The sequence below is a fragment of the Oceanithermus desulfurans genome (assembly GCF_014201675.1).
GTDB lineage: Bacteria > Deinococcota > Deinococci > Deinococcales > Marinithermaceae > Oceanithermus > Oceanithermus desulfurans.
This window is the reverse complement of sequence record NZ_JACHEZ010000003.1, coordinates 80,329-104,756: the sequence shown is the minus strand read 5'-3', so window position 1 is coordinate 104,756 and position 24,428 is coordinate 80,329. Positions and strand designations below refer to the sequence as shown.

The following is a 24,428-nucleotide window of genomic DNA, read 5'->3' as shown; positions in this document are numbered from 1 at the left end:
CGGGGCGGCGGCTCCGTTGCGGTTAAGATGAAACCACGCCCGCGCGTGAGGCACGGCAGGGGCGAGCATTGGTACGGGAGGGGACGATGGGCTGGGTCTACGCGTTCAGCGAAACCGAGGGTTTGGGCAAGGAGCTGCTGGGCGGCAAGGGCTTCGCGCTGGCCGAGATGACGCGCTTGGGCTTTCCGGTGCCGCCCGGCTTCACGCTGACCACCGAGGCCTGCCGCGCCTACCTGGAGCGCGGCGCGTTTCCCGAGGGGTTGTGGGACGAGGTGCGCGCCCAGGTCGAGCGGCTGGAGGCGGCGACCGGGAAGCGGTTCGGCGGGGGCGGCGAGGGGCTGCCCCTGCTGGTCTCGGTGCGCTCGGGGGCGCCGGTGAGCATGCCGGGGATGATGGACACGATCCTCAACCTGGGCCTCACCCCAGACGGCGTGCAGGCGCTGGCCGAGGCCACGGGCCAGCCGCGGTTCGCCTGGGACAGCTACCGCCGCCTGGTGCAGATGTACGGCGAGGTGGTGTTAGGGATCGAGGCCGAGGGCTTCGAACGGCTGCTCGACCGCGCCAAGGTGCTGGCCGGAGCGGAGCGCGACGTCGACCTGAGCGCGTCCGACCTGGAGCGGCTGGTGGGGGAGTACCGGCGTCTCATCGAGGCGGCGGGCCGCCGCTTCCCCGACGACCCCTGGCAGCAGCTCGAGGGGGCGGTGCGCGCCGTCTTCGAGAGCTGGAACAACCCGCGGGCGCGCACCTACCGCCGGCTCTACGAGATCCCCGACGACGTGGGCACGGCGGTCAACGTCCAGGCCATGGTCTTCGGCAACCTGGGGGACGACTCGGGCACCGGCGTGGGCTTTTCGCGCAACCCCGCCACCGGGGAGAAGGGCCTCTACGGCGAGTACCTGAAGAACGCCCAGGGCGAGGACGTGGTCGCGGGCGTGCGCACGCCCCAGCCGCTCGAGCGGCTGCGCGAAAGCGACCCCGGGCTCTACGACGAGATCGCCGACGTGGCGGCGCGGCTCGAGGCCCACTTCCGCGACATGCAGGACTTCGAGTTCACCGTCGAGCGCGGCCGCCTGTACCTGCTGCAGACGCGCGCCGGCAAGCGCACCCCCGAGGCGGCGGTGCGGATCGCGGTGGAGATGGCCGAGGAAGGCGCCATCGCGCGCGAGGAGGCGCTTTTACGCGTGGACGCCAACACCCTGCCCAGCCTGCTGCGGGCGCGCATCGACCCCGAGCGCGCCCCCGAGGCGGCGGCCGAGGGGCTGCCCGCCTCTCCGGGCGCGGCGGTGGGGCACGCGGTCCTCGACGCCGAGACCGCCGAGAGCTGGGCCGGACGCGGTCTGCCGGTGATCCTCGTGCGTCCCGAGACCACCCCCGAGGACATCTCGGGCATGTACATCGCCCGCGGCATCCTCACCGCCCGCGGCGGTATGACCAGCCACGCCGCGGTGGTGGCCCGGGGGATGGGCGTGCCCGCGGTCGTGGGGGTGGCGGCGCTCTCCTTGAACCTCGAAGAGCGCAGCTTCCGCCTGGGGGAACGCAGCTTCAAGGAAGGGGACGTGATCAGCCTGGACGGCACCACCGGCAAGGTCTTCGCCGGCGAGGTGGCCCTCAGCGAAGGGGGTAGCGGCGAGTACCTGCACCGGTTGCTGGAATGGGCCGAGCCGCACCGCCGGCTGGGCGTGCGCGCCAACGCCGACACCCCCGCCGACGCCCGCCGCGCCCGCGAGCTGGGGGCGGAGGGCATCGGGCTGGTGCGCACCGAGCACATGTTCTTCGACCCCGAACGCATTCCCTGGGTGCGGGCGCTCATCCTAGCCGAGACCGAGAAGGAGGAGCGCGAGGCGCTGGAGAGGCTCTTCGCCTTCCAGCGGGCCGACTTCATGGGGCTGTTGGAGGCCATGGACGGCCTGCCGGTGACCGTGCGCCTGCTCGACCCGCCATTGCACGAGTTCCTGCCGCCGCTCGTCGAGCTCGAGCGCAAGGAGGCGGCCGGCGAGCTGGCGCCGGGGGAGGCCAAGGTGCTGGCCCAGGTGCGCCAGCTGCACGAGGTCAACCCCATGCTCGGCTTCCGCGGGGTGCGGCTGTTGCTGGTGCGGCCCGAGATCCTGCGCATGCAGGTGGCCGCGCTGCTCAGCGCCACTCGGGCGCTGAGGGAGCAGGGGAGGGACCCCCGCCCGGAGCTGATGATCCCCCTCGTGTCCACACCCGAGGAGGTGGAGCAGGCGCTCGCGGTGGTGCGCGAGGCCTTCGCCGAGTTCGACCTCGAGCTGCCCGTGGGCACGATGATCGAGACCCCGCGCGCGGCATTGGTGGCCGGGTCCATAGCGCCCCTGGTCGACTTCTTCAGCTTCGGTACCAACGACCTGACCCAGCTCACCATCGGCATCAGCCGTGACGACGCCGGGCACTTCCTGCCCCGATACCTGGACGCCCGCACCTTCGCCCACGACCCCACCGAGCGCCTGGACGAAGCGGCCGTGGGCCGTTTGCTGGAGATCGCCGTCCGCGAGGGGCGCGCGGCCCGGCCCGACCTCAAGCTGGGTATCTGCGGCGAACACGGCGGCGAGGCCCGCTCGGTGCACTTCGCCCACCGGGTGGGGCTCGACTACGTCTCGGCCTCGCCCTTCCGGGTGCTCACGGCGCGGCTGGCCGCGGCGCAGGCGGCGCTGGCGGCGAGCTAGATATCCCGCATTTCATGCGGAAAATCCAATGTTGTTATAGAGAAGGCTTATACTTTTTAGCGCCTGCGGATGTGAGCAGTTCCTCAATCCATGGTATGGATTCTCCACTATCATTGCATAACGTAAAGAATGCCCTTTGCTTGGCGCGTGTAAAAGCCACAAAGAAAGAGTGTAGCTCTTCAGGGCGTTCGGGTCTTAGGCTCCACCAACTTTTATTATCTAGTCCATAAAATATGACCGTATGGAACTCAAGCCCTTTACTCTTATGAATAGTCATAAGGGGAACTTGCCCAATACCCTCAAACTTGTCTAGGGCTGCTGCCCAGCTATCTGTATTCAGTAGAGATTTTTCTAGGAGCAGTACAAATCCTTCCCAAACACGATTGAAGTCTGCCTGCCTGTGATAGCTAGGAAAGGTCCGTTGAAGTACGCTTGTGCCTATGAAATCGAGTGCTTTAATAGCTACTTGCTTTGCGTTTTTCCGGCTGGGTTTAAGGCCATCAAGGGTTTGCCTTAATTCGCGCACAAATAGCTGGAGACGCTCATGAAGAAGCCGCTGAGCAACTTCATCTGCAGGATCTACAGCTTCAAGATGCTGTAAATCCGACAGACTAGCGTTCCAGTTTTCAGGGCTACGGGGAGTAGCACCAAGGCGAAGAAGCCGAAGAAGAATCTTCGTTAGCTCCTCTCCTAGAAGATCTTGGATAGAGATATTTCCTACGTTGCGCGCGACATTGCGTAAATCCAGATCGTGAGAAGAAAAAGCTGCAGCGAGCCGATCCTCAACCCTGTTTGCGCGCATCCGCACGAGAATAGCTATATCGTGAGGTTCGACACTTTCTTCTCGCACCTCGCGTGCGATCCATCGCGCAAGGTAGTCGCTTTCTTCCTCAATGGTTGCAAATTCCCAGATCGCGGCTATATCGCCGTCCGACATTCGGTCGGCCCGAGCTTCTGGTGATACGCTATCTGGATCCAATCGGCGCGCGATGAAGTGCTGAATCTGTACTAGGTCTTTGTGAGAGCGCCAGTTCATGTTTAATGATATACGCCGTGCAACGAAGTAATTTTCGAACTTGTCGAAAGCATTGGGCATCGCTCCAGCCCAAAGCATGATTCGCTGCTTGTCGTCGCCGACCGCAGTGAAGATGGTATTGCTGCCAGTAAACATCGTTTGCAGTAGTTCAAATTGAGCGAAGGTCGTGTCTTGATATTCATCTAAGAATACGACGGGATAGGTGAGGTGTAGCGCTCTTCGTATATAGGGGTTCTCCCGAATTAGCAATTCGACAAGTCGGTTAATCATTGAAAACGTTAGCAACACATGGTCATGATCGTTATACTGAGAGTTCCAATAGGCTTGGATAGCTTTTATAATCTTCGAGCCGCCATCATTCAGGGGAAGACGTGCTTCAGCTAATTTTCGGGCGAATTGCTCCGCATTTATAGTGCGTAAATTATGTATATTAAGATAGTATCGATAATGATTTATATCAGGTAATTCAATATGGTAATCCGCAGGGGGGCGGTAGGGTTCTGGAACAGCAGCGCGAAAACGATCCAGCAAATTCTTCGCGAAGCCGTCAAACGTATAGGAATCGAAACGCCGTGCCTGCTCAGGTGAACAGCGTCTCGCTACACGATCCGCAAGATTTTTCGCCGCGTCACGCTTAAAACTAATTGCAAGAATGCGCTTAGGGGCAGGGCAAAGGCCGGTTTGGAGTAGATACGCGGCTTTTTGCGCAAGAAACTCGGTCTTCCCTGCACCGGGGCTGGCTGCCACAAGTACACTCCTCTCCGTTTCTCGCAGCGCTCTAAGCGCGTTCGGCTCGAGGAATCCAACTCCTTGCGGCTGCCATTCCTCCGGGCGCACAACACTCATTCGCGATCACCCTCAAGCCCAAGCGTCTCCTTCACGAGTTGGATAAGTGCATCAAGCTCCGTGGGTGCGTTTGCAGCGAGTTCGCCTATGTCAATCCGTGCAAGTGCAGCGATATGGGTTTCTGGTTTGCTCCTATTAAGGAAAAGGTAGGGGTACCACATAAATTCGTCGTCGTAGCTTTCGTCGTACAATTCAGGAATGCCGCCGGTCTTAAGCGTTGTTAACTTCTTCTTATTCTTCGTTTCTTCATCGCTATCGCTGCGTGGGCCGGTACCACCAGGCCTCGTGTGTTGATAAGCGGATGGAAAAGCCTTTAACATGGCGAAATCGACGTCCAGCGGATATGAAAAGAATATCCTTTCCTCCCTCAAGGCTTGCAGCCAGGGGTGGTCAAGACCTCTATCCATCAAATCTTTATCCTCAATGCTACCTACATTGGTGGGATCAATGGTGCCGGACTCTACCAGCGGATTATTACTCATGTCATTACCAAATTCCATAAGTTTTTCAACGACATACTTAATAAGGTTTGCGCCGCCATGCTTGCGGCCAAGATCGAGGTCCAGTAGGGTTGCATGAGGGATTTCGAGATCATCGAGTAGTTTCCAGAAGTGATAGACATGCCGACCACCAAGCGGTACGACTGGGACGAACGAGGGATCGAGCTGAATGCCCATGGCGTCAGCGACGCGCGGAATCACTAAGCGTTCGGAATCGCCTTCGCCTAGGATGACAAAGCGTGCGAAGTAAAGTTCAGGGTAGGCCCTGACGGCGAGTCGTACGTACCGGCTTGCCTCTTCGTCGTTTTCTGGCATCGAAATCTCCTGAACAATTGCTGACCGAGATTCTTGATCTAGCCGAAAGTAGCGCACTTCTTCCGGCTCAATTCGGCTAAGAATTGCCGGTGAATGACTTGATATAGCAACCTGCGCCGATTCGTGTGCGCCAATTTCGCGTGCAAGCTTGATTACACGCGAAAGATAAAACGGCGAAAGGTTGTTCTCCGGCTCTTCAACCGCAAGGAAGGTGAGATTCGCTCGCCGGAGCTTATCATGATCAAATGCGCTTTCATCTGCGTCTTTAGTTAAGGCGTCCCTTTCAATTTCGAGGGTTGCAGCAGTGAGCGCGATGTGAAAAAGCGAATGCTGCCCATCGCTGAGGTCTGTAATTGTACGTTCATACCCAGCCTCATCGGGTGAGAGTGTGATTTCCACTTTGCGTACCAGCTCTTCAAATCTACTTTCTATCAGGCGTAGGTTTGGTTCAGAATACGTATCTTGGGCATGGACTTGTCGCCAGCGCTTGGTAAGTCGTTCCAAAACGAAGTCAACAGCTGTCTCTAGCTTGAACTCTTGCTGAACATCTTCCGAGATTGACTTGATCTTATCTCGGAAGCTATCAGACCACCTTGCCGCTCGCCAAAGACGCCCATTTAACAAAGCTGTTGCCTGCTTAGCGGCGTTTCGAGACGCGGGAATGTAGATAAGCTGTATCGAGCTGCGTTCAACAGCATGTACGCGTGTACAGCTGTCCCAGTCGTATTCTTCGTCGAGTGTTGTTACCCATCGGAGGTCCTCTTCTATGCTGCCATCGGGTGTGCCGTCGTCAGTCCATGTTGCCTCTAAACGCATCCTTGCTTTGAGTGGGGCACCCGGTGCAGATGCGGCCATTTGAGAAAAGAACTCTGGGACGGCATTGATAGCTTCAATATCGTCAGAGTCGCTTAGTTCGGGGAATCCGAAGACTACTTCAATTGACAACGGTTCGCCTGTTTCTAATTCGCTTATATCTTTGCCCACATGAAAGTCCTGCTTTCGAACCGCTCGATCGGAAGGTGTGATACCAAAAAGTCGGGAGAGCGCTAGAAATGCTGCGGTCTTCCCGGAACCGTTGTCTCCGACGAATGCCGTGAGGTTGTCTCCCAGGTGTATATTTACACCGTCAGGGCCGAAACAACGAAAATTCTTTATCCTCAGCTCTTCGATAACCATATGCAATGATATCAAATAGAAATAGCAGCTATCGTTGCTTTTCCTCCTCTTCCTTCCTGAGCATCCTCCGTAAAATCTTCCCCACCGCCGTCTTCGGCAGGTCGTCGCGGAACTCCCACAGCTTGGGCACCTTGTAGGCGGCCAGCCGCTCCTTGGCGAAGGCGCGCAGGTCCTCCTCGCTCACCTCGTCCGCGTAACCTTCCTTGAGCACCACGAAGGCCTTCACCGTCTCACCCCGGTAGGCGTCGGGCACCCCCACCACCGCGGCCTCCTTGACCGCCGGGTGCTGGTACAGCACCTCTTCCACTTCGCGCGGGTAGATGTTGTACCCGCCGGCGATGATCATGTCCTTCTTGCGGTCGACGATGTAGAAGTACCCCTCCTCGTCCATCCGCGCCACGTCGCCGGTGAAGAGCCAGCCGTCCTTCAGCGTCTGCGCCGTCTCCTCGGGGCGGTTCCAGTACCCCTTCATCACGTTGGGCCCCTTGACCACCAGCTCGCCCACCTCGCCCGGGGGGAGGGGCTTGCCCTCGGGATCGGCGCAGAAGGCGTCCACCGAGGGGAAGGGCAGCCCGATCGAGCCCACCTTGCGTTCGCCGTAGAGCGGGTTGCAGTGGGTCACCGGCGCGGCCTCGGTGAGGCCGTAACCCTCGACCAGTTTGGCTCCGGTCAGCTCCTCGAACTTGGTGGCCACCTCCACGGGCAGCGGCGCGGCGCCCGAGAGGCAGACCTTGATGGTGCGGATGTTGCGGTTCTCGATGCCGGGGAAGGTGTTGAAGGCCACGTACATCGTGGGCACACCGGGGAAGTGGGTCACCCGGTGTTTCTCGATCGCCGCCACCACCTCGGCGATTTCGAAGCGCGGCAGCAGCACCATCTTCATCCCGCGCATCACCGAGTAGTTCATGCTGACCGTCATGCCGTAGACGTGGAAGAAGGGGATCACGCTGAGCATGACGCCGTTCTTCCAGACCTGGCCGGGCTCCCAGGCGTCGACCTGGTAGACGTTGCTGATCAGGTTGCGGTGCGTCAGCATCGCACCCTTGGAGACGCCGGTGGTGCCGCCGGTGTACTGGAGGAGCGCCAGGTCGTCGGTCTGGATCGGGTGTTCCTTGGGGCTGGGCGGCGCCTGGAGCAGCCGCTTCCAGTCGTGGCGCTTGGGGTCGCGCGGCAGGTTGACCCAGCGGCCTTCCTTCTTGGCCTTGAGCGGGAAGAGCCAGTTCTTGGGGAAGGGCAGGTAGTCCTGCAGGCCGGTGGTAATCACGCGCTTCACCGGGACCTCGTCGGCCACCTCCGCGTAGCGGGGCCAGAGCAGGTCGAGGATCACCAGCGTTTCCGCGCCCGAGTCGCGCAGCTGGTGCGAGAGCTCGCGCGGGGTGTAGAGCGGGTTGGTGTTCACGGCCACGGCGCCGGCCAGCAACGCGCCGTAGAAGGCGATGATGAACTGGGGGGCGTTGGGCAGCATGATGGCCACGCGGTCGCCCGGCTGCACCCCCAGGTCCTGGAGGGCCCGCGCGAAACGGCGCGTTTCCTCCCATAGCCGGCCGTAGCTCATTCGTCGGCCCATGAAGTCGAGGGCTTGCTTCTCGGGGTTCGCCTCCGCGGTCCTGCGCATCAGCTCGTAGAGGGGAACCTCGGGGTAGTCCACTTCGCGCGGCACCCCTTCGTCGTAATGGGCGTACCAGGGTCGTTCCATGTTGCGCCTCCAGTTTTCTTAGCCTTCAGTATACCGGCCGGGCGCGCAAAGGTCGATCGCGCCGCTGGTTACTTCAGCATCCTCCGCAATATCTTCCCCACCGCCGTCTTCGGCAGGTCGTCGCGGAACTCCCACAGCTTGGGCACCTTGTAGGCGGCCAGCCGTTCCCTGGCGAAGGCGCGCAGGTCCTCCTCGCTCACCTCGTCCGCGTAACCTTCCTTGAGCACCACGAAGGCCTTCACCGTCTCACCCCGGTAGGCGTCGGGCACCCCCACCACCGCGGCCTCCTTGACCGCCGGGTGCTGGTACAGCACCTCTTCCACCTCGCGCGGGTAGATGTTGTACCCGCCGGCGATGATCATGTCCTTCTTGCGGTCGACGATGTAGAAGTACCACTCCGCGTCCATCCGCGCCACGTCGCCGGTGAAGAGCCAGCCGTCCTTCAAGGTCTGCGCCGTCTCCTCGGGGCGGTTCCAGTACCCCTTCATCACGTTGGGCCCCTTGACCACCAGCTCGCCCACCTCGCCCGGGGGGAGGGGACGGCCTTCGGGGTCGGCGATCCTCGCTTCGACGTCCGGCAGCGGCAGGCCGATGGAGCCCTTCTTTCTGCGGCCGTAGATGGGGTTGGCGTGGGTGACGGGAGAAGACTCGGTGAGGCCGTACCCCTCGACCAGCTTGGCGCCGGTGATCTTCTCGAAGGTCTGGGCCACCTCCACGGGCAGCGGCGCGGAGCCGGAGATGCACGCCCGGATCGAGTCGAGCCGGTAGCGCGGCGTGAGCGGCGAGGTGTTGATGGCCACGTACATCGTGGGCACCCCGGGGAAGAGGGTGGGGCGGGTGCGCTGGATGGTCTCGAGCGTCAGCTTGGTGTCCCAGCGCGGCAGCAGCACCAGCCGGGCGCCGCCGACGACGGCCAGGTTCATGGCCACGGTCATGCCGTAGACGTGGAAGAAGGGGATGACCCCGAGGATGACCTCGCCGCCGTCGCGAAAGTCGGGGATCCAGGCCTTGACCTGTTGGGCGTTGCCGGCCAGGTTGCGGTGCGTCAGCATCGCGCCCTTGGGGGTGCCCGTCGTGCCTCCGGTGTACTGCAGCAGCGCCAGGTCGTCGAGCTGCGGCTCCCGCGTCGGGGCCGCGGCTTCGCGGCCGCGGCGCAGGAAGGCCTTCCAGGGGGTGCCGCCCAGGCGCTGGGGCCAGTTGCCCTCGCGCCGGGCCTTGAGGGGGAAGAGCCGGTTCTTGGGAAAGGGCAGGTAGTCCTGCAGGCCGGTTCGCACCACGGTCTTGAGGGCGAACTCGTCCTGGATCTCCTCGAAGCGGGGCCAGAGCAGGTCGAGCAGCACCAGTGCGCGGGCGCCCGAGTCGCCGAGCTGGTGGGCCAGCTCGCGGGCGGTGTACATGGGGTTGACGTTGACCACCGTCGCGCCGGCCAGCAGGGCCCCGTAAAACGCGACGACGAACTGGGGGCTGTTGGGCAGCATGAGGGCCACGCGGTCGCCGGGTTCCACCCCGGAGGCGGCGAGCGCGCCCGCGAAGCGCAGCGCCTCGTTCCACAACCGGCGGTAGCGGATCCGCGAACCCAGGAACTCGATCGCGATGCTGCGGGGCTGGCGTTCGGCGACGCGCCGGAGCGTGGTCGGCAGCGGTTCGAGCGGGGGGAGCTGGAAGGGGACGCCGTCGTCGTAGTGCTCTCGCCAAAGGGATTCGTTCATGCGCGCCTCCGCGGTGGGCCGGTAGACCCGGTACAAGATTGCATCGAGGTCAATATAACGGCTTGGCCGCAGCCGCGGCTAGGGCGTAAGACCCGGCGCCGCGGGCGGAGCCCCCAGAGGGTAGAATGGTCCCGACGCGAAACGTGGCGGCGGCACTGGACAAGGGGTGTGGTGTCGGTATAAGTTTATACTCGGTATAAGGAGGAGGCTATGCGAATCAAGAAAGTTGGCGTAGTCGGCGCAGGGACCATGGGCAGCGGCATCGCCGCCCTGCTGGCCTCGGCCGGCGTGCCGGTGGTGCTTTTGGACATACCCGGCAAGGACGACCCGCTCGAGTTCGTGAAGCGAGGGCTCGAGCGGGCGAAGAAGGCGAGGCCCGCGGCCTTCATGCGGAAAGACCGCGCCGCGCTGATCACGATCGGCAACACCCGCGACGACCTGAAGCTGCTCGCGGACGCCGACTGGGTCATCGAGGCCATCATCGAGAAGCTCGAGCCCAAGCAGGAGCTCTACGCGCGCCTGGAAGAGGTCCTCCCCGAGCACGCGATCGTGAGCTCCAACACCTCGGGCATCCCCATGAAGGCTCTGCTCGAGGGGCGCAGCGAGGCCTTCAAGAAGCGCTTTCTGGGCACCCACTTCTTCAACCCGCCGCGCTACCTGCACCTGCTCGAGATCATCCCCACCCCGCACACCGACCCGGCGGTGCTGGAGACGATCGAGAACTTCGGCGACCGCATCCTCGGCAAGGGGCTGGTGCGCGCCAAGGACGTGCCCGGCTTCATCGCCAACCGCCTGGGCGTCTACGGCATGCTCCAGGCCGTGGCGCTGATGGAGAAGCACGACCTCACCATCGACGAGGTGGACGCGCTCACCGGCCCGCTGATCGGCCGTCCCAAGAGCGCCATCTTCCGCACCGCCGACCTCACCGGCCTCGACGTGCTCAAGATGGTGGCCGAGGAGTTGGCCCGCACCACCGGCGAGGACTTCGCCCTGCCGGCGTGGGTGGAAAAGATCATCGAGGGCGGCTGCCTGGGCGACAAGACCAAGTGCGGCTTCTACAAGAAAGAGGGCAAGGAAATCTACACCCTCGACTGGAAGACGCTCGAGTACAAGCCGCGCGAGAAGCCCAAGATTCCCGGCGTGGACGAGGCCAGGCAGCTGTCGCTGCCGAAGCGCATCGCCGCCGTGCTCGACCTGCCCGGCAAGTACGGCGCCTTCCTGCGCGACCTCTTCGCCATCGGCAGCCACTACACCCTGGCCAAGACGCCGGAGATCGCCTACGACCTCGTCAGCGTGGACCGCGCCCTCAAGTGGGGCTTCGGCTGGCGGATGGGCCCCTTCGAGCAGATGGACGCGGTGGGGCTCGACAAGACCGCCGAGCTGATCGCCGCCGCCGGTCTGGAAAAGCCCGAGCTGCTGGAGAAGGCCGAGGGCACCTTCTACAAGAAGGAAGGCGCCGCGCGCCGGATGCTGGCCCTCGAGGGCGGCTACGTGCCGGTGCCCGAGCTTCCCGGCGTGATCGAGATCCAGGGGCTGAAGGACGCCGGCAAGGTGGTCAAGGAGTCCAAGGACGCGGGGCTCTACGACCTCGGCGACGGGGTGCTGCTGCTCGAGTTCCGCACCAAGATGGGCGCGCTGGGCGAGGGCATCTTCAAGATGCTCGACTACGGCATGAAGTACATCGAGCAAAACGACCTCGCCGGCCTGGTGATCGGCCGCGAGGACGAGCGCGCCTTCTCCGCCGGCGCCAACCTGGCGCTCATCCTGATGCTGGCCCAGGAGGGCGAGTGGGACGAGCTGGAGATGGCCGTGAAGCTCTTCCAGAAGAGCACCATGCGGCTGCGCGAGGCCCCCTTCCCGGTGGTGGTGGCGCCCTTCGGCCTCACCCTGGGCGGCGGCTGCGAGATGACGCTGCACGCCGACCGGGTGCAGGCGGCGGCCGAGAGCTACATCGGCCTGGTCGAGGTGGGCGTGGGCCTCATCCCCGCGGGCGGCGGCACCAAGGAGCTGCTCTTCCGCTTCACCGAGGACCTGGCCCCCTACACCGGCGCCATGGGGGCGGAAGCCGACCCCTTCGCCGCGGTCAAGCGGGCCTTCGAGGTCATCGCCATGGCCAAGACCTCGACGAGCGCGCTCGAGGCCTTCGAGATCGGCTACCTGCAGAAGGGTGACCGCATCTCGATGAACAAGGACCGCCTCCTCGCCGACGCCAAGCAGCGGGTGCTCGACCTGGCGCCCGACTACGTCAGCCCGGCGCGCGGCAAGATCACCGCGCTGGGCAAGGAGGCGCTCGGCAACCTCAAGTACGCCGTCTGGAGCTTCCGCGAGGCGGGCCAGATCACCGACCACGAGGTCAGGATCGCCAGCGAACTCGCCTACGTGCTCTCGGGCGGCGACGGTCCGCGTCGCGAGGTGAGCGAGTGGGACATCCTCGACCTCGAGCGTGAGGCCTTCCTCAAGCTGCTCGGTACCCGCAAGACCCAGGAGCGGATCGCCCACACCCTCAAGACGGGCAAGACGCTGCGCAACTAAAGGAGGAGACGACGATGCGCGAAGCCGTAATCGTAAGCGCCGCCCGCACGCCGGTGGCGAAGGGCAAGAAGAACGGGGCGCTCGCCAGCGTCCACCCAGTGGAGCTGAGCGCCCTGGTGATGAAGGAGACCGTGGGCCGCGCCGGCCTCGACCCCGCGAGGCTCGACGACGTGCTCTGGGGCTGCGCCATGCCCGAGGCCTCCCAGGGGCTGAACATCGCCCGGCTGGCCTTGCTCAAGGCCGGGTTCCCGGTGGACGTCCCGGGGGCGACGATCAACCGCTTCTGCTCGAGCGGCTTGCAGACCGTGGCCCTGGCCGCCCAGGCCATCCTTAGCGGCATCAACGAGGTGGTCCTGGCCGGCGGCGTCGAGATGATGAGCCAGGTGCCGATGTCGGGCTTCCACTACCGCCTCGAAGAAAGCCTGACCCCAAGTGCGTGGAGCCCCGAGACCTACTCGAGCTACATCGGCATGGGCTTCACCGCCGAGCGGGTGGCCGAGCGCTGGGGCGTCAGCCGCGAAGACCAGGACAAGTGGGCGCTGCGCAGCCACCAGCGGGCCCACGCCGCCCAGACCGAGGGTCGGTTCAAGGAAGAGACCATCCCCGTGCCGGTGCAGAAGGTGAGCTGGCAGGGGCGCAAGAAGAAGGTCGAGGAGGCGGTCTTCGACTACGAAGAGCTGATCCGCCCCGACACCAGCCTGGAGGCGCTGGCGAAGCTGCGCCCGGCCTTCAAGGAAGGCGGCACCGTGACCGCGGGCAACGCCAGCCCCTACTCCGACGGCGCCGCCGGCGTGCTGGTGATGGAGCGCTCCGTGGCCGAGGCGCTGGGTCTGCCCGTTCTGGCCCGGTTCGTGACCTTCCAGGTGGCCGGCGTGGAGCCCGACGTGATGGGCGTGGGTCCGGCCAAGGCGGTGCCGAAGGCGCTCGAGAAGGCCGGCTGGACGATGGACGACCTCGACCTGATCGAGTTCAACGAGGCCTTCGCGGCGCAGGTGCTGGCGGTGATCCGCGAGCTGGGGATGCCCGAGGAAAAGGTCAACGTCAACGGCGGCGCCATCGCCCTGGGCCACCCGCTGGGGGCCACCGGCGCGAAGCTGACCACCCAGCTGATCCACGAGCTGCGCCGGCGCGGCGGCGGCAAGGGCCTGGTGACGATGTGCATCGGCGGCGGCATGGGCGCGGCCGGACTCTTTGAGGTGTACGGAGCTTAACGAGGAGGTCGTAACGATGGCGGACAAACCCCTGTGGAAGAAGGGCGGCGGCTGGTTGCTCGAGAAGCCCGAGCAGGCGCTCAGCCCCGAGGACTTCGACGAGACCGTGCGCATGATCGCCGAGACCACCCGCACCTTCGCCGAGCGCGAGGTGCTGCCGGTGCTCGACGAGATGGAGCACGACAAGGAAAAGATGTACGAGCACTCGGTGCGGCTCATGCGCAAGGCGGGCGAACAGGGCCTCTTGGGCCCCGACGTGCCCGAGGAGTACGGCGGGCTCGACCTGCCCAAGGTGGTCACCAGCGTGGTGGCCGAGAACATCGCCCTCACCGGCGGCTTTTCGGTCACCTTCAGCGCCCACACCGGCATCGGTACCCTGCCGATCGTCTACTTCGGCACCCCCGAGCAGAAGGCCAAGTACCTGCCTAAGCTGGCCAGCGGCGAGTGGATCAGCGCCTACTGCCTCACCGAGCCCGGCTCGGGATCCGACGCGCTGGCGGCCAAGACCACCGCGACCCTGAGCGAAGACGGCCAGCACTACATTCTGAACGGCACCAAGCAGTTCATCACCAACGCCGGCTTCGCCGACGTCTTCATCGTCTTCGCCAAGATCGACGGCGAGAAGTTCACCGGCTTCATCGTCGAGAAGGGCACCCCCGGCCTCAGCCTGGGCCCCGAGGAGCACAAGATGGGCATCCGCTCCTCGAGCACCCGCCAGGTGATTCTCGAGGACGTCAAGGTGCCGGTGGAGAACGTGCTGGGCGAGATCGGCAAGGGCCACAAGATCGCCTTCAACGTGCTCAACATCGGCCGCTACAAGCTGGGCGCGGCGGCGGTGGGTGCGGCCAAGGAGGTACTGAAGGAGTCGGCCAGGTACGCCCTGCAGCGCCAGCAGTTCAACCTGCCCATCGCCAAGTTCGGGGCCATCAAGCAGAAACTGGCGCGGATGGCGGCGCTCATCTACGCCGCCGAGGCGGCCACCTACCGCACCGTGGGCCTGATCGACGACGAGATCGAGGCCCGCGGCAAGGATCAGATCGTGGACGCCATCGAGGAGTACGCCATCGAGGCCTCGATCATCAAGGTGCTGGGCAGCGAAGTACTCGACTACGCGGTGGACGAGGGGGTGCAGATCCACGGCGGCTACGGCTACATCGAGGAGTACATGGTCGAGCGGGCCTACCGCGACAGCCGCATCAACCGCATCTTCGAGGGCACCAACGAGATCAACCGCCTGCTCATCCCCGGCATGCTGCTGCGCCGCGCCCTCAAGGGCGAGCTGCCGCTCGTCGAGGCGGCCATGAAGCTGCAGGAGGAGCTGCTCGAGCCCTCGTTCGGCGAGGAGTACGAAAACGAGTGGGACCGCGAGTGGGCCTACGTGACCGGGCTCAAGAAGCTGGCGCTGATGATCGCCGGCATCGCCAGCCAGAAGTTCGGCGAGAAGATCGTCAAGGAGCAGGAAGTGCTCATGGCGACGGCCGACGTTCTCATCGACGCCTACACCGCCGAGAGCGCGCTGTTGCGCACGCAGAAGCGCGGGGGCGAGCTCGAGGCGGCCATGACCCGCTACTACCTGGCCCGCGCCCAGGACAAGGCGGCCCAGCTGGCCCAGGCGGTGCTGCCCTACCTGGAGGAGGGCGACGACCTGCGCGTCCTCATGGCCGCCGCCCGCCGGCTGACCAAGCACGAGCCGGTGAACCAGGTGGCGCTCGAGCGTCGGATCGCCGGCGCGGTGCTCGAGGCCGAGGGCTACCCCATCAAGTAACGCCGACGTTCTTCCATGTGCCCGCCCGCCCCGCAAGGGGCGGGTTCTTGCTGGTGGGATGCAGGAGGAGAATGTGCGGGTTCATGCGGGAGTAGCCTTGGGCATTCCAAGAAACGTAAGCGCTAGGTCGCGTGCGTTCGTATTGGGACGACGATGCGAACACGGCGTACTGCTCAACGAGCCTTCGAACATTTACCACGCGCCCCCTTTCCCCGACACCCTGGAGGGTTAGCCACCGGCCCGCGAGATCCCGGATCAAGGCCGGGAAAGGCCCGCAATCTCAATGCGCGCAGTTATGGAGTCGGCGGCCCGAAGCACGGAGACGGCGGTGCGTCGGTGCACGCGTAACCCGCAACAACGCTAAGATCCCCGATCTCAGCGCTGTACGCCTCGTCGGGGATGACGGAGGCAGTGGAAGATGGGTAGGGCACGGTGTGGGATGGGACGAGCAATTCATGCTGCCTGCGCCCACAACCCCCACCCCAACCCTCCCCCAAGGGAGGGCGCTCTTGGTCGTTGGCGGTGTAGTTGGCCGTTCACGTTACCTGCACGCTACGAACCGCGTACCGGTTCAATACACGTGAAACCCCTCGAGCCCCACCGGATCGCTCCACTGGACCTCCACGCTCTCGACGCGCGAAAGCCGCGGCCCCTGGCGCAGGAAGTGCAGGAAGTGCTCGAGGGCGTCCTCCGGGCCTTCGGCCACGACCTCCACCCGTCCGTCGGGCAGGTTCTCGGCGTAGCCGGCCAGGCCCAGCTCCACGGCGTGCTTGCGGGCGAAGGCGCGGTAGCCCACGCCCTGCACCCGGCCGGAAACGAGGGCGACGATGCGGCGCTTCATGGCCCTAGATTACGTGAAAACCTTCATCTATCCCAGCCACCGCCGGATACGATAGGAACGTGCGGTTCAGGAAGCGCTGGCTCTTTTTGCTCCTGGCGGTGCTCGCGGCGCTGCCGGGTTTTCCGCCCCTGATCCAGTGGGGGCTCGAGCAGGCGCTCCGGGACCAGCCCTTTCAGGCGGAGTGGGGCCGGGTCAGCGGGTACGCGCTCACCGGCCTGCGCTTCGAGAAGGTGCGGATCAAGGCCCCGGGCCTGGACGCGCGCGTGGGCGAGTTGCGCCTCGGCTACAACCTCTTCGCGGCGCTGAGCGGTCAGTTCCCGCTCGCGGTCGAACTCAAGGACGGGACCGTGCGCCTGAATCCGGGCGCGCTTCCCGCGCTGGGGGGCACAGGGGGCACCGGCGGCTTGCAGCCGGTGCTCACCCGGCTCGTCCTCGAGGACGTACGGCTCGAGAGCGCCGCCTGGCCGCGCTTCGCGCTGCCGTCGTACCGCGCCGAGCTGTCGGGTGCGCTGCCCCGGTTCGCCTGGCAGGTGGAGACGGCCGACGGCGCGCTGGCGGGCGAGCTGACGCTGCGCCCGAACGGCGAATGGTCGACGAGCTTCGCGGGCGACCTGGGGCTGAGTCGCTTCTGGTGGCGGGGCGGACAGTACGGCCGGATCGAGGGACGCTTCGCCTACGAGAAGGGGCACTGGGTAGGAGAGGCCGCGGTCCGCGACGCCGGGGTGACGCTCGCCGGCTTCCCGGTGCGCGAGGTGTCGGGGCGGCTGCGCTACCGGGACCACGTGATCTCCTCCGAGCTGCAGGGCCGGAGCCTGGACGGACCCGTCCGCGCCACCGGCGTCGTGGACGTCCCCGCCCGCAACTACCGGTTCAAGGCCGAGGGCCGTCCGCGGCTGGAGGCGCTGTTGCAGCTGTGGAAGGTCAACCTGCCGGCTACCGGAGAAGGTCCGCTCGTCATCGAAGGCAGCGGTTGGGAAAAGCTTCACCTTGAGGGCCGTTTCCAGGGCGAAGGGCGTTTCCTCGACCGCCCCGTCACCTACGACGGGCGCTTCAGCTACGCGGACGGCTTTACCCTGCACGCCGAGACCGCGGGCCGCTTCCTCGAGCGCGACTGGCGCAGCGTCTTCGACTGGCAGGACGGCGGCTACGCCGCCGAGGTGACCGACGACAAGGGCAGCCGCATCGAGCTGAGCGGGGAGGGGCTGCGCTACCGGGGTCAGGGCCGGCTGGTCTGGCCGCGGCCGCTCGACGGCGCGGCGCAGGTGGTGTTTTCGGGCGAGGCCACGCGCTGGCGGCTGCGGGCCGAGAGCCCGGGGGTGCGGCTGCCGCTGGCCAAAGCCCCCCTCGACCTATCGGGCGGGCTCGAGGGGGACGGCATGGAGGTGTTGGGTCGGCTGGGGCCGCTCGCCCTGGCGGGGCGCTGGGACGATCTGAGCCTGACACTCGATCCGGTCCCCGTGGTCGTGGGCCGACTGGAGGGGCGCGGTCGCTGGCGCGGAGCTTTCAGCGCCGAGCTGGCCTACCGCTCGCCCTACCTGGAGCTGCCGCTCGAGGTGGTGCAGGAGGGGGCGCGCTGGCGGGTTACCGCCGGCGGTTACGGCGCCGGGCTTTGGGCCGACGGCCGGTTCCAGGCCCAAATCGACGATCTGCCCATCGACGTCCTGGGTGGGCTCAAGCTGAGCGGCGCAGTGGTCTGGTCGCCCGAGGCGGGGTGGCGTGGCACCTCGTCGCTGCAAGGCCGCTACCTTTCCCTGTCCTCCGAGCTCGAGGGGCCGTCGCTGCGCTTTCATGGCCTAGCCGATACGCCGATCGGCGAGGTGCCCATCGCCGGCACGGCCGACGCCGCCGGCGTGCGCGGAACCCTGGACGAGGCCCGCTTCCGGATCGCCCCGGGTGTCTACCGGCTCGACGGCCGGCTGCGGCTGGGGGAGCTCCTGCGCTACGAGGGCGCGCTGGCCCTCGAAGCGGGGCGCTGGAGCGGCGAGGCCCGCGTCACCTCGCCCAGGGAGGAGGTGCGGCTACGGGGGCGGGGGGAGGCCCTCGACTCGGTCTGGCGCGGCTACCTGCAGGCCGAGGGTTCGCTCTGGCCGGAGCCCCGGCTCGACGGCGTGCTGCGGCTGCCTGCGCTGGGCGACGTCCGCTTCGAGGCCCTGCCCGTGGAGCTGCGCGGTACGCGGCTGCGCGTCAGCGCCGGGCGCGTCGAGCTGGCGGGAGCGCTGCCCTTCAGCCTGGCGCTCCCCTGGACGGGTTACGGCTACCAGGGGAGCCTGTACGCCAAGGGCGACCTGCGCTCGGGTTCGCTCACCCTCGCGACCCCGTGGGGGCAGGCGAGCGCCCGCGGCCCCTGGTCGGCGCTGGTGCTGGCGGGGCGGCTAGAGCTTCCGCGGCTGGGGGCGCTCGAGCTGGGCGGGCGGGCCGACCTGCCGGCGCTGAGCTACGACGTCCGGGCCGGGCTCACGCAGCTGGACGGGTTCGTGGCGTTGCAGGGGCGGGGGCGCGAGCTGCGCTGGGAGGGCGCCCTCCAGCAGGGCCGGCTCCGTTTCGCGGGGTCGGGGCTTGCGGGCCGGCTCGAGGCCCGAAGCTTCACCAGCGACGCCTTGGGGCTTTCGGGGGTGTGGGACGGCCGCCTGGCCTACGACCAGGGCTGGTCGGGGGACCTGACCTTCCAGGGGCCCTTGGGCCGCTGGCGGGCGCACGGTTTCGGAACCCTGCAGCTCGAGGGCTCGGGTCCGGGGTACCGGAGCTCGGGCTACCTGAACGCGTCCAAACTTTTCGCGCGGACGGTGCTCGACGCCCCCTACCTGGCCGGCGAACTGGTGGTCGAGGGGCCATGGTCCGGCTTGGAGGCCGTGGGGGAGGGGGTGTGGCGCTGGCCGGGGCTGCCCGAGCAGGCCTGGACGTTCAGCGCCTCGCTGGCGCGGCGGGTCTGGAGTTTGGCCGGGCCCGTACGCCTCCAGGGCGAAGGGCTGCGCTACCGCGGAGCGGTGGACTGGCGCGAGCGCCTGGCGGGCCGCCCTCTCCGGCTGGAGGGGCGCTTCCAGGGCGAGGGGGCGCGGTTCGACGGGAGCTTCGCCCTGGAGGTGCAGGACTACCGGGTCCAGGCGGCGCTGCAGCACGACGGCGGCTGGAGCGCACAGCTGCGCGCCCCGCGGGGCGCGGCCCGGCTCGAGCAGGGACGCCTCCGCGTCGAGGGATGGGAGCTGGCGCCGCTGGGGCGGGCGCTGGGCGTGGACCTCGCAGGCCGGCTGGCCGGAACCCTGGATCTGGAGGGGCGCGGCGGCAGCCTGGCGGGGACGCTCAACGCGGCCGGCGTTCGTCTGGGGTTGCTGCTGCGGCCCGCGGGTGCGAACTGGGCCTTCTCGCTCTATGACCCGGAACGCCGCGCCGGGCTGCGCCTGACCACGGGTCCCGACGCCGCCCTGGCGGGGCTGGGGCTGGTGCAGGGGCGGTTGGCGCTGCGACCCGCGGCAAGGGGCGTGCTCGACTACACCGCCGCCGGGGTGCAGCTCGGCGTGACCGCCGACGCCGCGGGGGTGCATCTGCGCGCCGGCGCCGGGGGCTGGACCCTCGAAGGAGACTGGAACGCCGGCGTCGCCCAGCTGCAGCTCGGCGGGCCGTTGAGCGGCGCGCTGCGGCTCGACACCCGCAACGGGCGCTACCGTGGCCGCCTGCGGTACGCGACCGTGACGGCCGACGCCCTGCTGGCGTTTTCCGGTCAGGGGACGAAGTGGAACGGTTCGGGGTACGCCGTGGTCTACCGTGGCGTACCCCAGGCGGGCCCGCTCTCGGCCGAGGGCGAGGGGCTGGACTGGCGCGTCTTCTGGGCGGCGCCGCTGCAGCTCGAGCTGGCCGGTTCCGGCGGGCGCCTGGCGTCGTGGCGTTTGGAGGGCGCGGCCGGGCTGGGCGACCTGCGCCAGAGCGCCGGCCGGCTGCACGCGCGCCTGCGCTACCAAGAAGGCGCGTTCTCGGGTTCGGCCGACTGGACCTACCCCGGGGCCTACCTGAGCCTGACCGGTGAGGGCGACCGGCTCCTCCTCGACGGTGCGGGGTTCGGCGTCCGCGCCGGCGGCGCCGTCACCGCCGCCGGCCGGCTCGACCTGAGCGCGACGGGTTCGGGGCGTTTGGGCCGGGCGTCCTGGGAGCTGTCCGCCGCGGCCGGCGGCGGGGTCCTCGCGCCGCGGCTGCGGGCCGACCTGGTGGTCGCGGGCGACGGCGGGGCGCGCATCGTCTCGAGGTTCGACTACGACGGAGGCTGGAGCTTTTCGGCGCGCGGTCCCGACCTGTGCGTCGACCTCACCTCCGAGCGGGCACAGGTGGCCGTCGAGGGTCTGGACCTGAACCCTTTCCTGGGCCTCCCCGTACGCGCCTACGCCGCCGCCTCGGGGGCGCCGGGGGCGCTGGTCTTGCCCCTGCGCTTCGTGGGGCCCTGGCTCGACCTGAGCGGATCGTGGACGCCCCACACCGGGGAGGCGCGGCTCTCCGGCCGCCTGCTCGAGGGCACCCTCGACGCCGGTTGGGGGCGCGAGGGGGCGGTCGTCGCCCTCGACCTGCCGCGGCCGCGCGTCGCCGGCGAGGTGCGCTACCGCGAGGGGCGCTGGACCGGGGGGTTCGACCTGGACCTGGCGCTCGCGGACGGCGGGGTTCGGGGGCGGCTCGACGCCGCCGAGGCCGCAGCGCGGCTGGAGGGGTACGGCGCGTACGCGGGGAAGCTCGAGCTCGGCTGGAACCCCGGCCGCCTCGAGGGTCGCCTCGAAGGCGGCGGCGTGGCGCTGTCGTCCGACCTGTTGCAGGTGGGGGAGGGCTGGGTGGGGCGGCTGCGGCTCGAGAGCGCCCGCTGGGGCGGGGTGCTGGCGATCGGTGAGGGGTCGCGGTTCCGCCTTAAGGGCACGGGGCCGCTGGGGCCGCTGGCCGGCCGGCTTTCACTGCGTCCCTGGTCGCTGTCGTGGGCCTATTCGGGGCCCCTGCCCGAACCCCTGGGCAACCTGGACGCCGCGGGGCGCTGGCCCGGCGACGCCTGGGCGCTGGGGCAGTGGCGGGTGTTGGGGCACGCCTTCGAACTCGAGGGTCGCGCGGGCGCGCTGGCGTTGCGAACGGAAGGTTTGCGCGCCCTCCTGAAGGCCGCGGGCCCCGAAATCGACCTGGAGGGTTTCCGCCTCGCCGGCGTAAGCTGGAGCGGGCAGGTGCGCGGCGGTTGGCGCGCGCCCGAGCTGGACCTGCGCGCCCTGGGACTGCGCCTCAGCGGCAGGTTGGGCGCCGAGGCGCGGCTCGACGTGGCGGGGTGGGCCCAGGGGCGGGTCGCGCGGACGGAGGGGCGCTGGTCCGGGCGGCTTCGCGTTCCGGACGGCGAGCTGACCGCCGACGGCGCGGGCGCCTGGCCCCGGCTCGAGGGGGTGTGGCGGGGCGAGGCGGTGCGGCTCGCCTACCCGGAGCTGCGGCTGGGCGGGCTAGAGCTCGACCTGGCCCGGCGCACCGCCGCGGGCGTGGTGCACCTGGACGGCTGGACGCTGACGGGCGACGGCGGAAGCCTGAGGCTGCGCTACCCACTCGGCGGCGGCGCGCTCGCGGCCGAGGTGAACCTCGCGGACGGGCGGGCCCGGCTGCGTCCGGAGGGGATCGGCGAGGGCTGGCTGGGCTACCGGCCCGGCGCGGTCGGGCTCACCGGCACCCTGATCCTGAACCGGTCGCTCCCGGGCGAGGTGATCGTTCGCGGCCGCAATCGGGCCCTCGAGCTCAGCTGGCTGCACCCGCCCAGCGACTGGCTGCCGTGGGGACCGGGCCGCCTGGAGGCGCGCGTGGGGCTCGACGGCGCCTGGACGGCGCGCTACCGCGGCGGCGAGGCCCGCCTGGACGCCACGGGCGACCTGCGAAGCGCGAAGCTGGAACTGGACACCCCCTGGGGCGGCGGCACCGTCCGCTACCGCGACGGCTGGCGGGGGAGGCTGCACCTGGCGCAGTGGCCGGTGCCCCCGCTGGACGCGGGTCTGGACCTCGACTGGACCGGGGCCGCGGGCGGGGCCGCTTTGGTGGGCGAGCTCGCGGGCGACGCGGGGCGGATGTCGTTCAACCTGCGGGCCGACGCGGAGCGCTGGCGGCCGCAGGTGGAGAGCGCCGCCTTCGTGATCCAGGGCATGCGGATCGAACGCCTGCCCAAGGTGCTGAACCGGCTGCCCTACGCCTCGGGGCGGGTGGACGCGACGCTCAGCTACACCCGCGGCCTCTGGGCCGGTCGCCTGGTGAGCGAGGGGCTCACCGTGGCCGGGGAGACCTACCCCATGGAGACGGCGCTTTACTGGAGCGACCGGCTCAAGACGCTGGAGCTGACCCTGGGGCAGAGCCGGATCGAGACCCGCCTCGAGGGGGAGCGGCTGGACCTGCGCGGCGAGCTCGTGCGGCTGCCGCTGCACTTCCTCACCGGCGCCTGGGCGGGCCCCCCGCCGGGGACGGCCTACTGGACCGGCGCGGTCAAAGCCAGCGTCCCCCTCGACGACCCCCGTTCCGGCTACGGCGTGCTCGTGGGGGAACGGCTCGACTTCGCGGGGGAGGGCAAGCGCCTGCGCGGGGAGGCGGCGCTGCGCTACGAGCACCGCACGCTCTACATCGACGCCCTCGACCTGAGCGGGGACGGCCGCATCCACGGGGGGGGCTATTGGGGCCCCGACGACGCGGACCTGACCGTCGAGGTCAAGGACACCGTGCTGACCCCAATCCTCGGCGTGGTGCCGCAGTGGCGTCCCTACCGTCCCCGGGCGGCCGGCAGCCTCAAGCTGCGGGCGCTGGGGGCGTCGGCCTGGCTGGAGGCCGAGGACTTCGACGTCGGGGTCGCCGCGGTCGACGGCCGCTTCGACTGGCTGCGCATCGAGCGCGAGGGCGAGCGGCTGCGCGTGGGGGGAGCGGGCACGTTGGCCCGGCCTTACAGCGGCCGCTGGACCGTTTCGGGGCAGGGCAGGGCCGACGCGCTTTCGCTGCAGATCGAAGGTTCGGCCGAGCTCCCCCTGATCGGCAAGGTCGAAGGGGTGCGCGGCACCCTGAAGCTGCCCGGGACCGAGCTGGACCTGCGCACCCCGAGCGCGCGGCTCGAAGGGCGCCTGCGGCCGCTGGTGCTGCGGCTCACCGGCGAGCTGCCGGTGACCTACCCCGAGTACTACCTGCAGTCGGGAACCGTCCGCCCCGATCTCCTGCTCACCTACGCGGACGGCGGCTTCACCCTGAGCGGCGAGACCGAGGTGGTGCGGGCCGTCCTCTCCCGCCCCGAGGGCAAGCGCGAGGTCGCCTTCAAGGAAAAGCGCTACCGCTACCCGCTGCGTTTCGACCGGGTGCGCTTTTTCAGCAAGGGCGGCCTCCTCATCCAGGAACCCCTGGCCCAGGGCGAGGCCGAGGGCGAGGTCTTTCTCGGGGGCGAGCTCGCCGACCCCTACCTGAGCGGCGAGGTGGTGGGCCTGCGGGGCGAGTTCCTGCTGGGGCGCCACCGCTTCACCGTCGACCAGGCGTGGGCGCGCTTCAGCCCCGTGGCCGGCCTCTACCCCGACATCTACCTGCGGGCGCACACCCGGCTGCGCAGCGCCGAGGGAGAGATCGACCTCTACCTCGAGAGCGAGGGGCGCTTCGTGCGCGAAGGCGGCCGCGCGCGGCTGGTGCTCGAGCCCCGGCTCTGGGCCCAGTCCGGGGGCCGGCTGCTGCCCTACACCCAGGAGGAACTGCTCGGCCTGCTGGCGCTGGGCGGGGAGTCGACCGTGGCCGAGGGCGTGGCCTCGCTGGCGATCCAGAACCTGCTCATCTCCCAGCTCGAGTACGAGCTGGCGAAGGCGCTGGGCCTGGACGTCTTCACCGTGCAGACCGACGTCTTCGCCGGGGGCGACGTCAGCACCACCCAGTTCACCGTCGGTAAGTACCTGAGCCCCGACCTCTTCGTCAGCTACAGCCTCGACCTGGGCGGGCGCCAGGTGCTCGGCGCCGAGTACCGCATCGACGGGCTGCGCCTGCGGGTGGAGAGCGAGCTCGGCGGCGAGCTGCTCGAGCCCCAGGTGCGCTTCTCCATGCTCTACGCGATCCGCCCCGACCTCGACCTGATCCTCAAGCTCCGCACCGGCGAGCTGCGGCTCGGCGTCGAGTGGCGTTTCTGA

10 protein-coding genes are annotated in these 24,428 nt (G+C 67.7%); 5 read left to right on the top strand and 5 right to left on the bottom strand.

All coding sequences use genetic code 11. The features are described from left to right. The first annotated feature begins 86 nt into the window (after window positions 1-86). On the top strand, window positions 87-2,681 hold the full coding sequence (gene ppdK, locus HNQ05_RS04645; protein WP_147147730.1) for a pyruvate, phosphate dikinase: 2,595 nt from the start codon (window positions 87-89) through the stop codon (window positions 2,679-2,681). 34 nt (window positions 2,682-2,715) lie between these two features. Here ppdK and HNQ05_RS04640 read toward each other — a convergent pair whose 3' ends face one another. The 4 genes from HNQ05_RS04640 to HNQ05_RS04625 all read right to left on the bottom strand — a co-directional run bounded on the left by HNQ05_RS04640 (window position 2,716) and on the right by HNQ05_RS04625 (window position 9,959). Then, the gene (locus HNQ05_RS04640; protein ID WP_147147728.1) at window positions 2,716-4,563 is read right to left on the bottom strand and encodes a UvrD-helicase domain-containing protein; all 1,848 of its coding nucleotides are present in this window, start codon (window positions 4,561-4,563) and stop codon (window positions 2,716-2,718) included. After that, window positions 4,560-6,554 (bottom strand): ATP-dependent nuclease, encoded by a 1,995-nt coding sequence (locus HNQ05_RS04635; RefSeq protein ID WP_147147726.1) that lies wholly within the window; start codon window positions 6,552-6,554, stop codon window positions 4,560-4,562. Before HNQ05_RS04635 ends, HNQ05_RS04640 begins: the two co-directional genes overlap by 4 nt. Window positions 6,555-6,582: 28 nt before the next feature. Next, window positions 6,583-8,250: a long-chain-fatty-acid--CoA ligase gene (locus HNQ05_RS04630; protein WP_147147724.1), complete on the bottom strand. Its 1,668-nt coding sequence runs from the start codon at window positions 8,248-8,250 to the stop codon at window positions 6,583-6,585. A 68-nt stretch (window positions 8,251-8,318) separates the two neighbouring features. Next, the gene (locus HNQ05_RS04625; protein ID WP_147147722.1) at window positions 8,319-9,959 is read right to left on the bottom strand and encodes a long-chain-fatty-acid--CoA ligase; all 1,641 of its coding nucleotides are present in this window, start codon (window positions 9,957-9,959) and stop codon (window positions 8,319-8,321) included. A gap of 210 nt (window positions 9,960-10,169) precedes the next feature. On the opposite strand from HNQ05_RS04625, the gene HNQ05_RS04620 reads away from it, so the two are divergent. The 3 genes from HNQ05_RS04620 to HNQ05_RS04610 are packed head-to-tail and all read left to right on the top strand — an operon-like array spanning window position 10,170 to window position 15,467. After that, entirely contained in the window at window positions 10,170-12,491 is a 2,322-nt protein-coding gene (locus HNQ05_RS04620) for a 3-hydroxyacyl-CoA dehydrogenase/enoyl-CoA hydratase family protein (protein ID WP_147147720.1), read from the top strand. A gap of 14 nt (window positions 12,492-12,505) precedes the next feature. Further along, entirely contained in the window at window positions 12,506-13,702 is a 1,197-nt protein-coding gene (locus tag HNQ05_RS04615; RefSeq protein ID WP_147147718.1) for a thiolase family protein, read from the top strand. 16 nt (window positions 13,703-13,718) lie between these two features. Continuing rightward, window positions 13,719-15,467: an acyl-CoA dehydrogenase FadE gene (locus HNQ05_RS04610; RefSeq protein ID WP_147147716.1), complete on the top strand. Its 1,749-nt coding sequence runs from the start codon at window positions 13,719-13,721 to the stop codon at window positions 15,465-15,467. A gap of 571 nt (window positions 15,468-16,038) precedes the next feature. Here HNQ05_RS04610 and HNQ05_RS04605 read toward each other — a convergent pair. Then, window positions 16,039-16,308, bottom strand: coding sequence for an acylphosphatase (locus HNQ05_RS04605; protein ID WP_147147714.1), 270 nt, complete (start codon window positions 16,306-16,308; stop codon window positions 16,039-16,041). Window positions 16,309-16,367: 59 nt separating this feature from the next. On the opposite strand from HNQ05_RS04605, the gene HNQ05_RS04600 reads away from it, so the two are divergent. After that, window positions 16,368-24,428 carry a translocation/assembly module TamB domain-containing protein gene (locus tag HNQ05_RS04600; protein ID WP_147147712.1) on the top strand — a complete coding sequence of 2,687 codons (8,061 nt, stop codon included), beginning with the start codon at window positions 16,368-16,370 and terminating at the stop codon, window positions 24,426-24,428.

Coding starts and splice junctions, on each gene's coding strand:
- ppdK (WP_147147730.1), top strand. CDS start 87: ATGGGCTGGGTCTACGCGTTCAGCGAAACCGAGGGTTTGGGCAAGGAG.
- HNQ05_RS04640 (WP_147147728.1), bottom strand. CDS start 4,563: ATGAGTGTTGTGCGCCCGGAGGAATGGCAGCCGCAAGGAGTTGGATTC.
- HNQ05_RS04635 (WP_147147726.1), bottom strand. CDS start 6,554: ATGGTTATCGAAGAGCTGAGGATAAAGAATTTTCGTTGTTTCGGCCCT.
- HNQ05_RS04630 (WP_147147724.1), bottom strand. CDS start 8,250: ATGGAACGACCCTGGTACGCCCATTACGACGAAGGGGTGCCGCGCGAA.
- HNQ05_RS04625 (WP_147147722.1), bottom strand. CDS start 9,959: ATGAACGAATCCCTTTGGCGAGAGCACTACGACGACGGCGTCCCCTTC.
- HNQ05_RS04620 (WP_147147720.1), top strand. CDS start 10,170: ATGCGAATCAAGAAAGTTGGCGTAGTCGGCGCAGGGACCATGGGCAGC.
- HNQ05_RS04615 (WP_147147718.1), top strand. CDS start 12,506: ATGCGCGAAGCCGTAATCGTAAGCGCCGCCCGCACGCCGGTGGCGAAG.
- HNQ05_RS04610 (WP_147147716.1), top strand. CDS start 13,719: ATGGCGGACAAACCCCTGTGGAAGAAGGGCGGCGGCTGGTTGCTCGAG.
- HNQ05_RS04605 (WP_147147714.1), bottom strand. CDS start 16,308: ATGAAGCGCCGCATCGTCGCCCTCGTTTCCGGCCGGGTGCAGGGCGTG.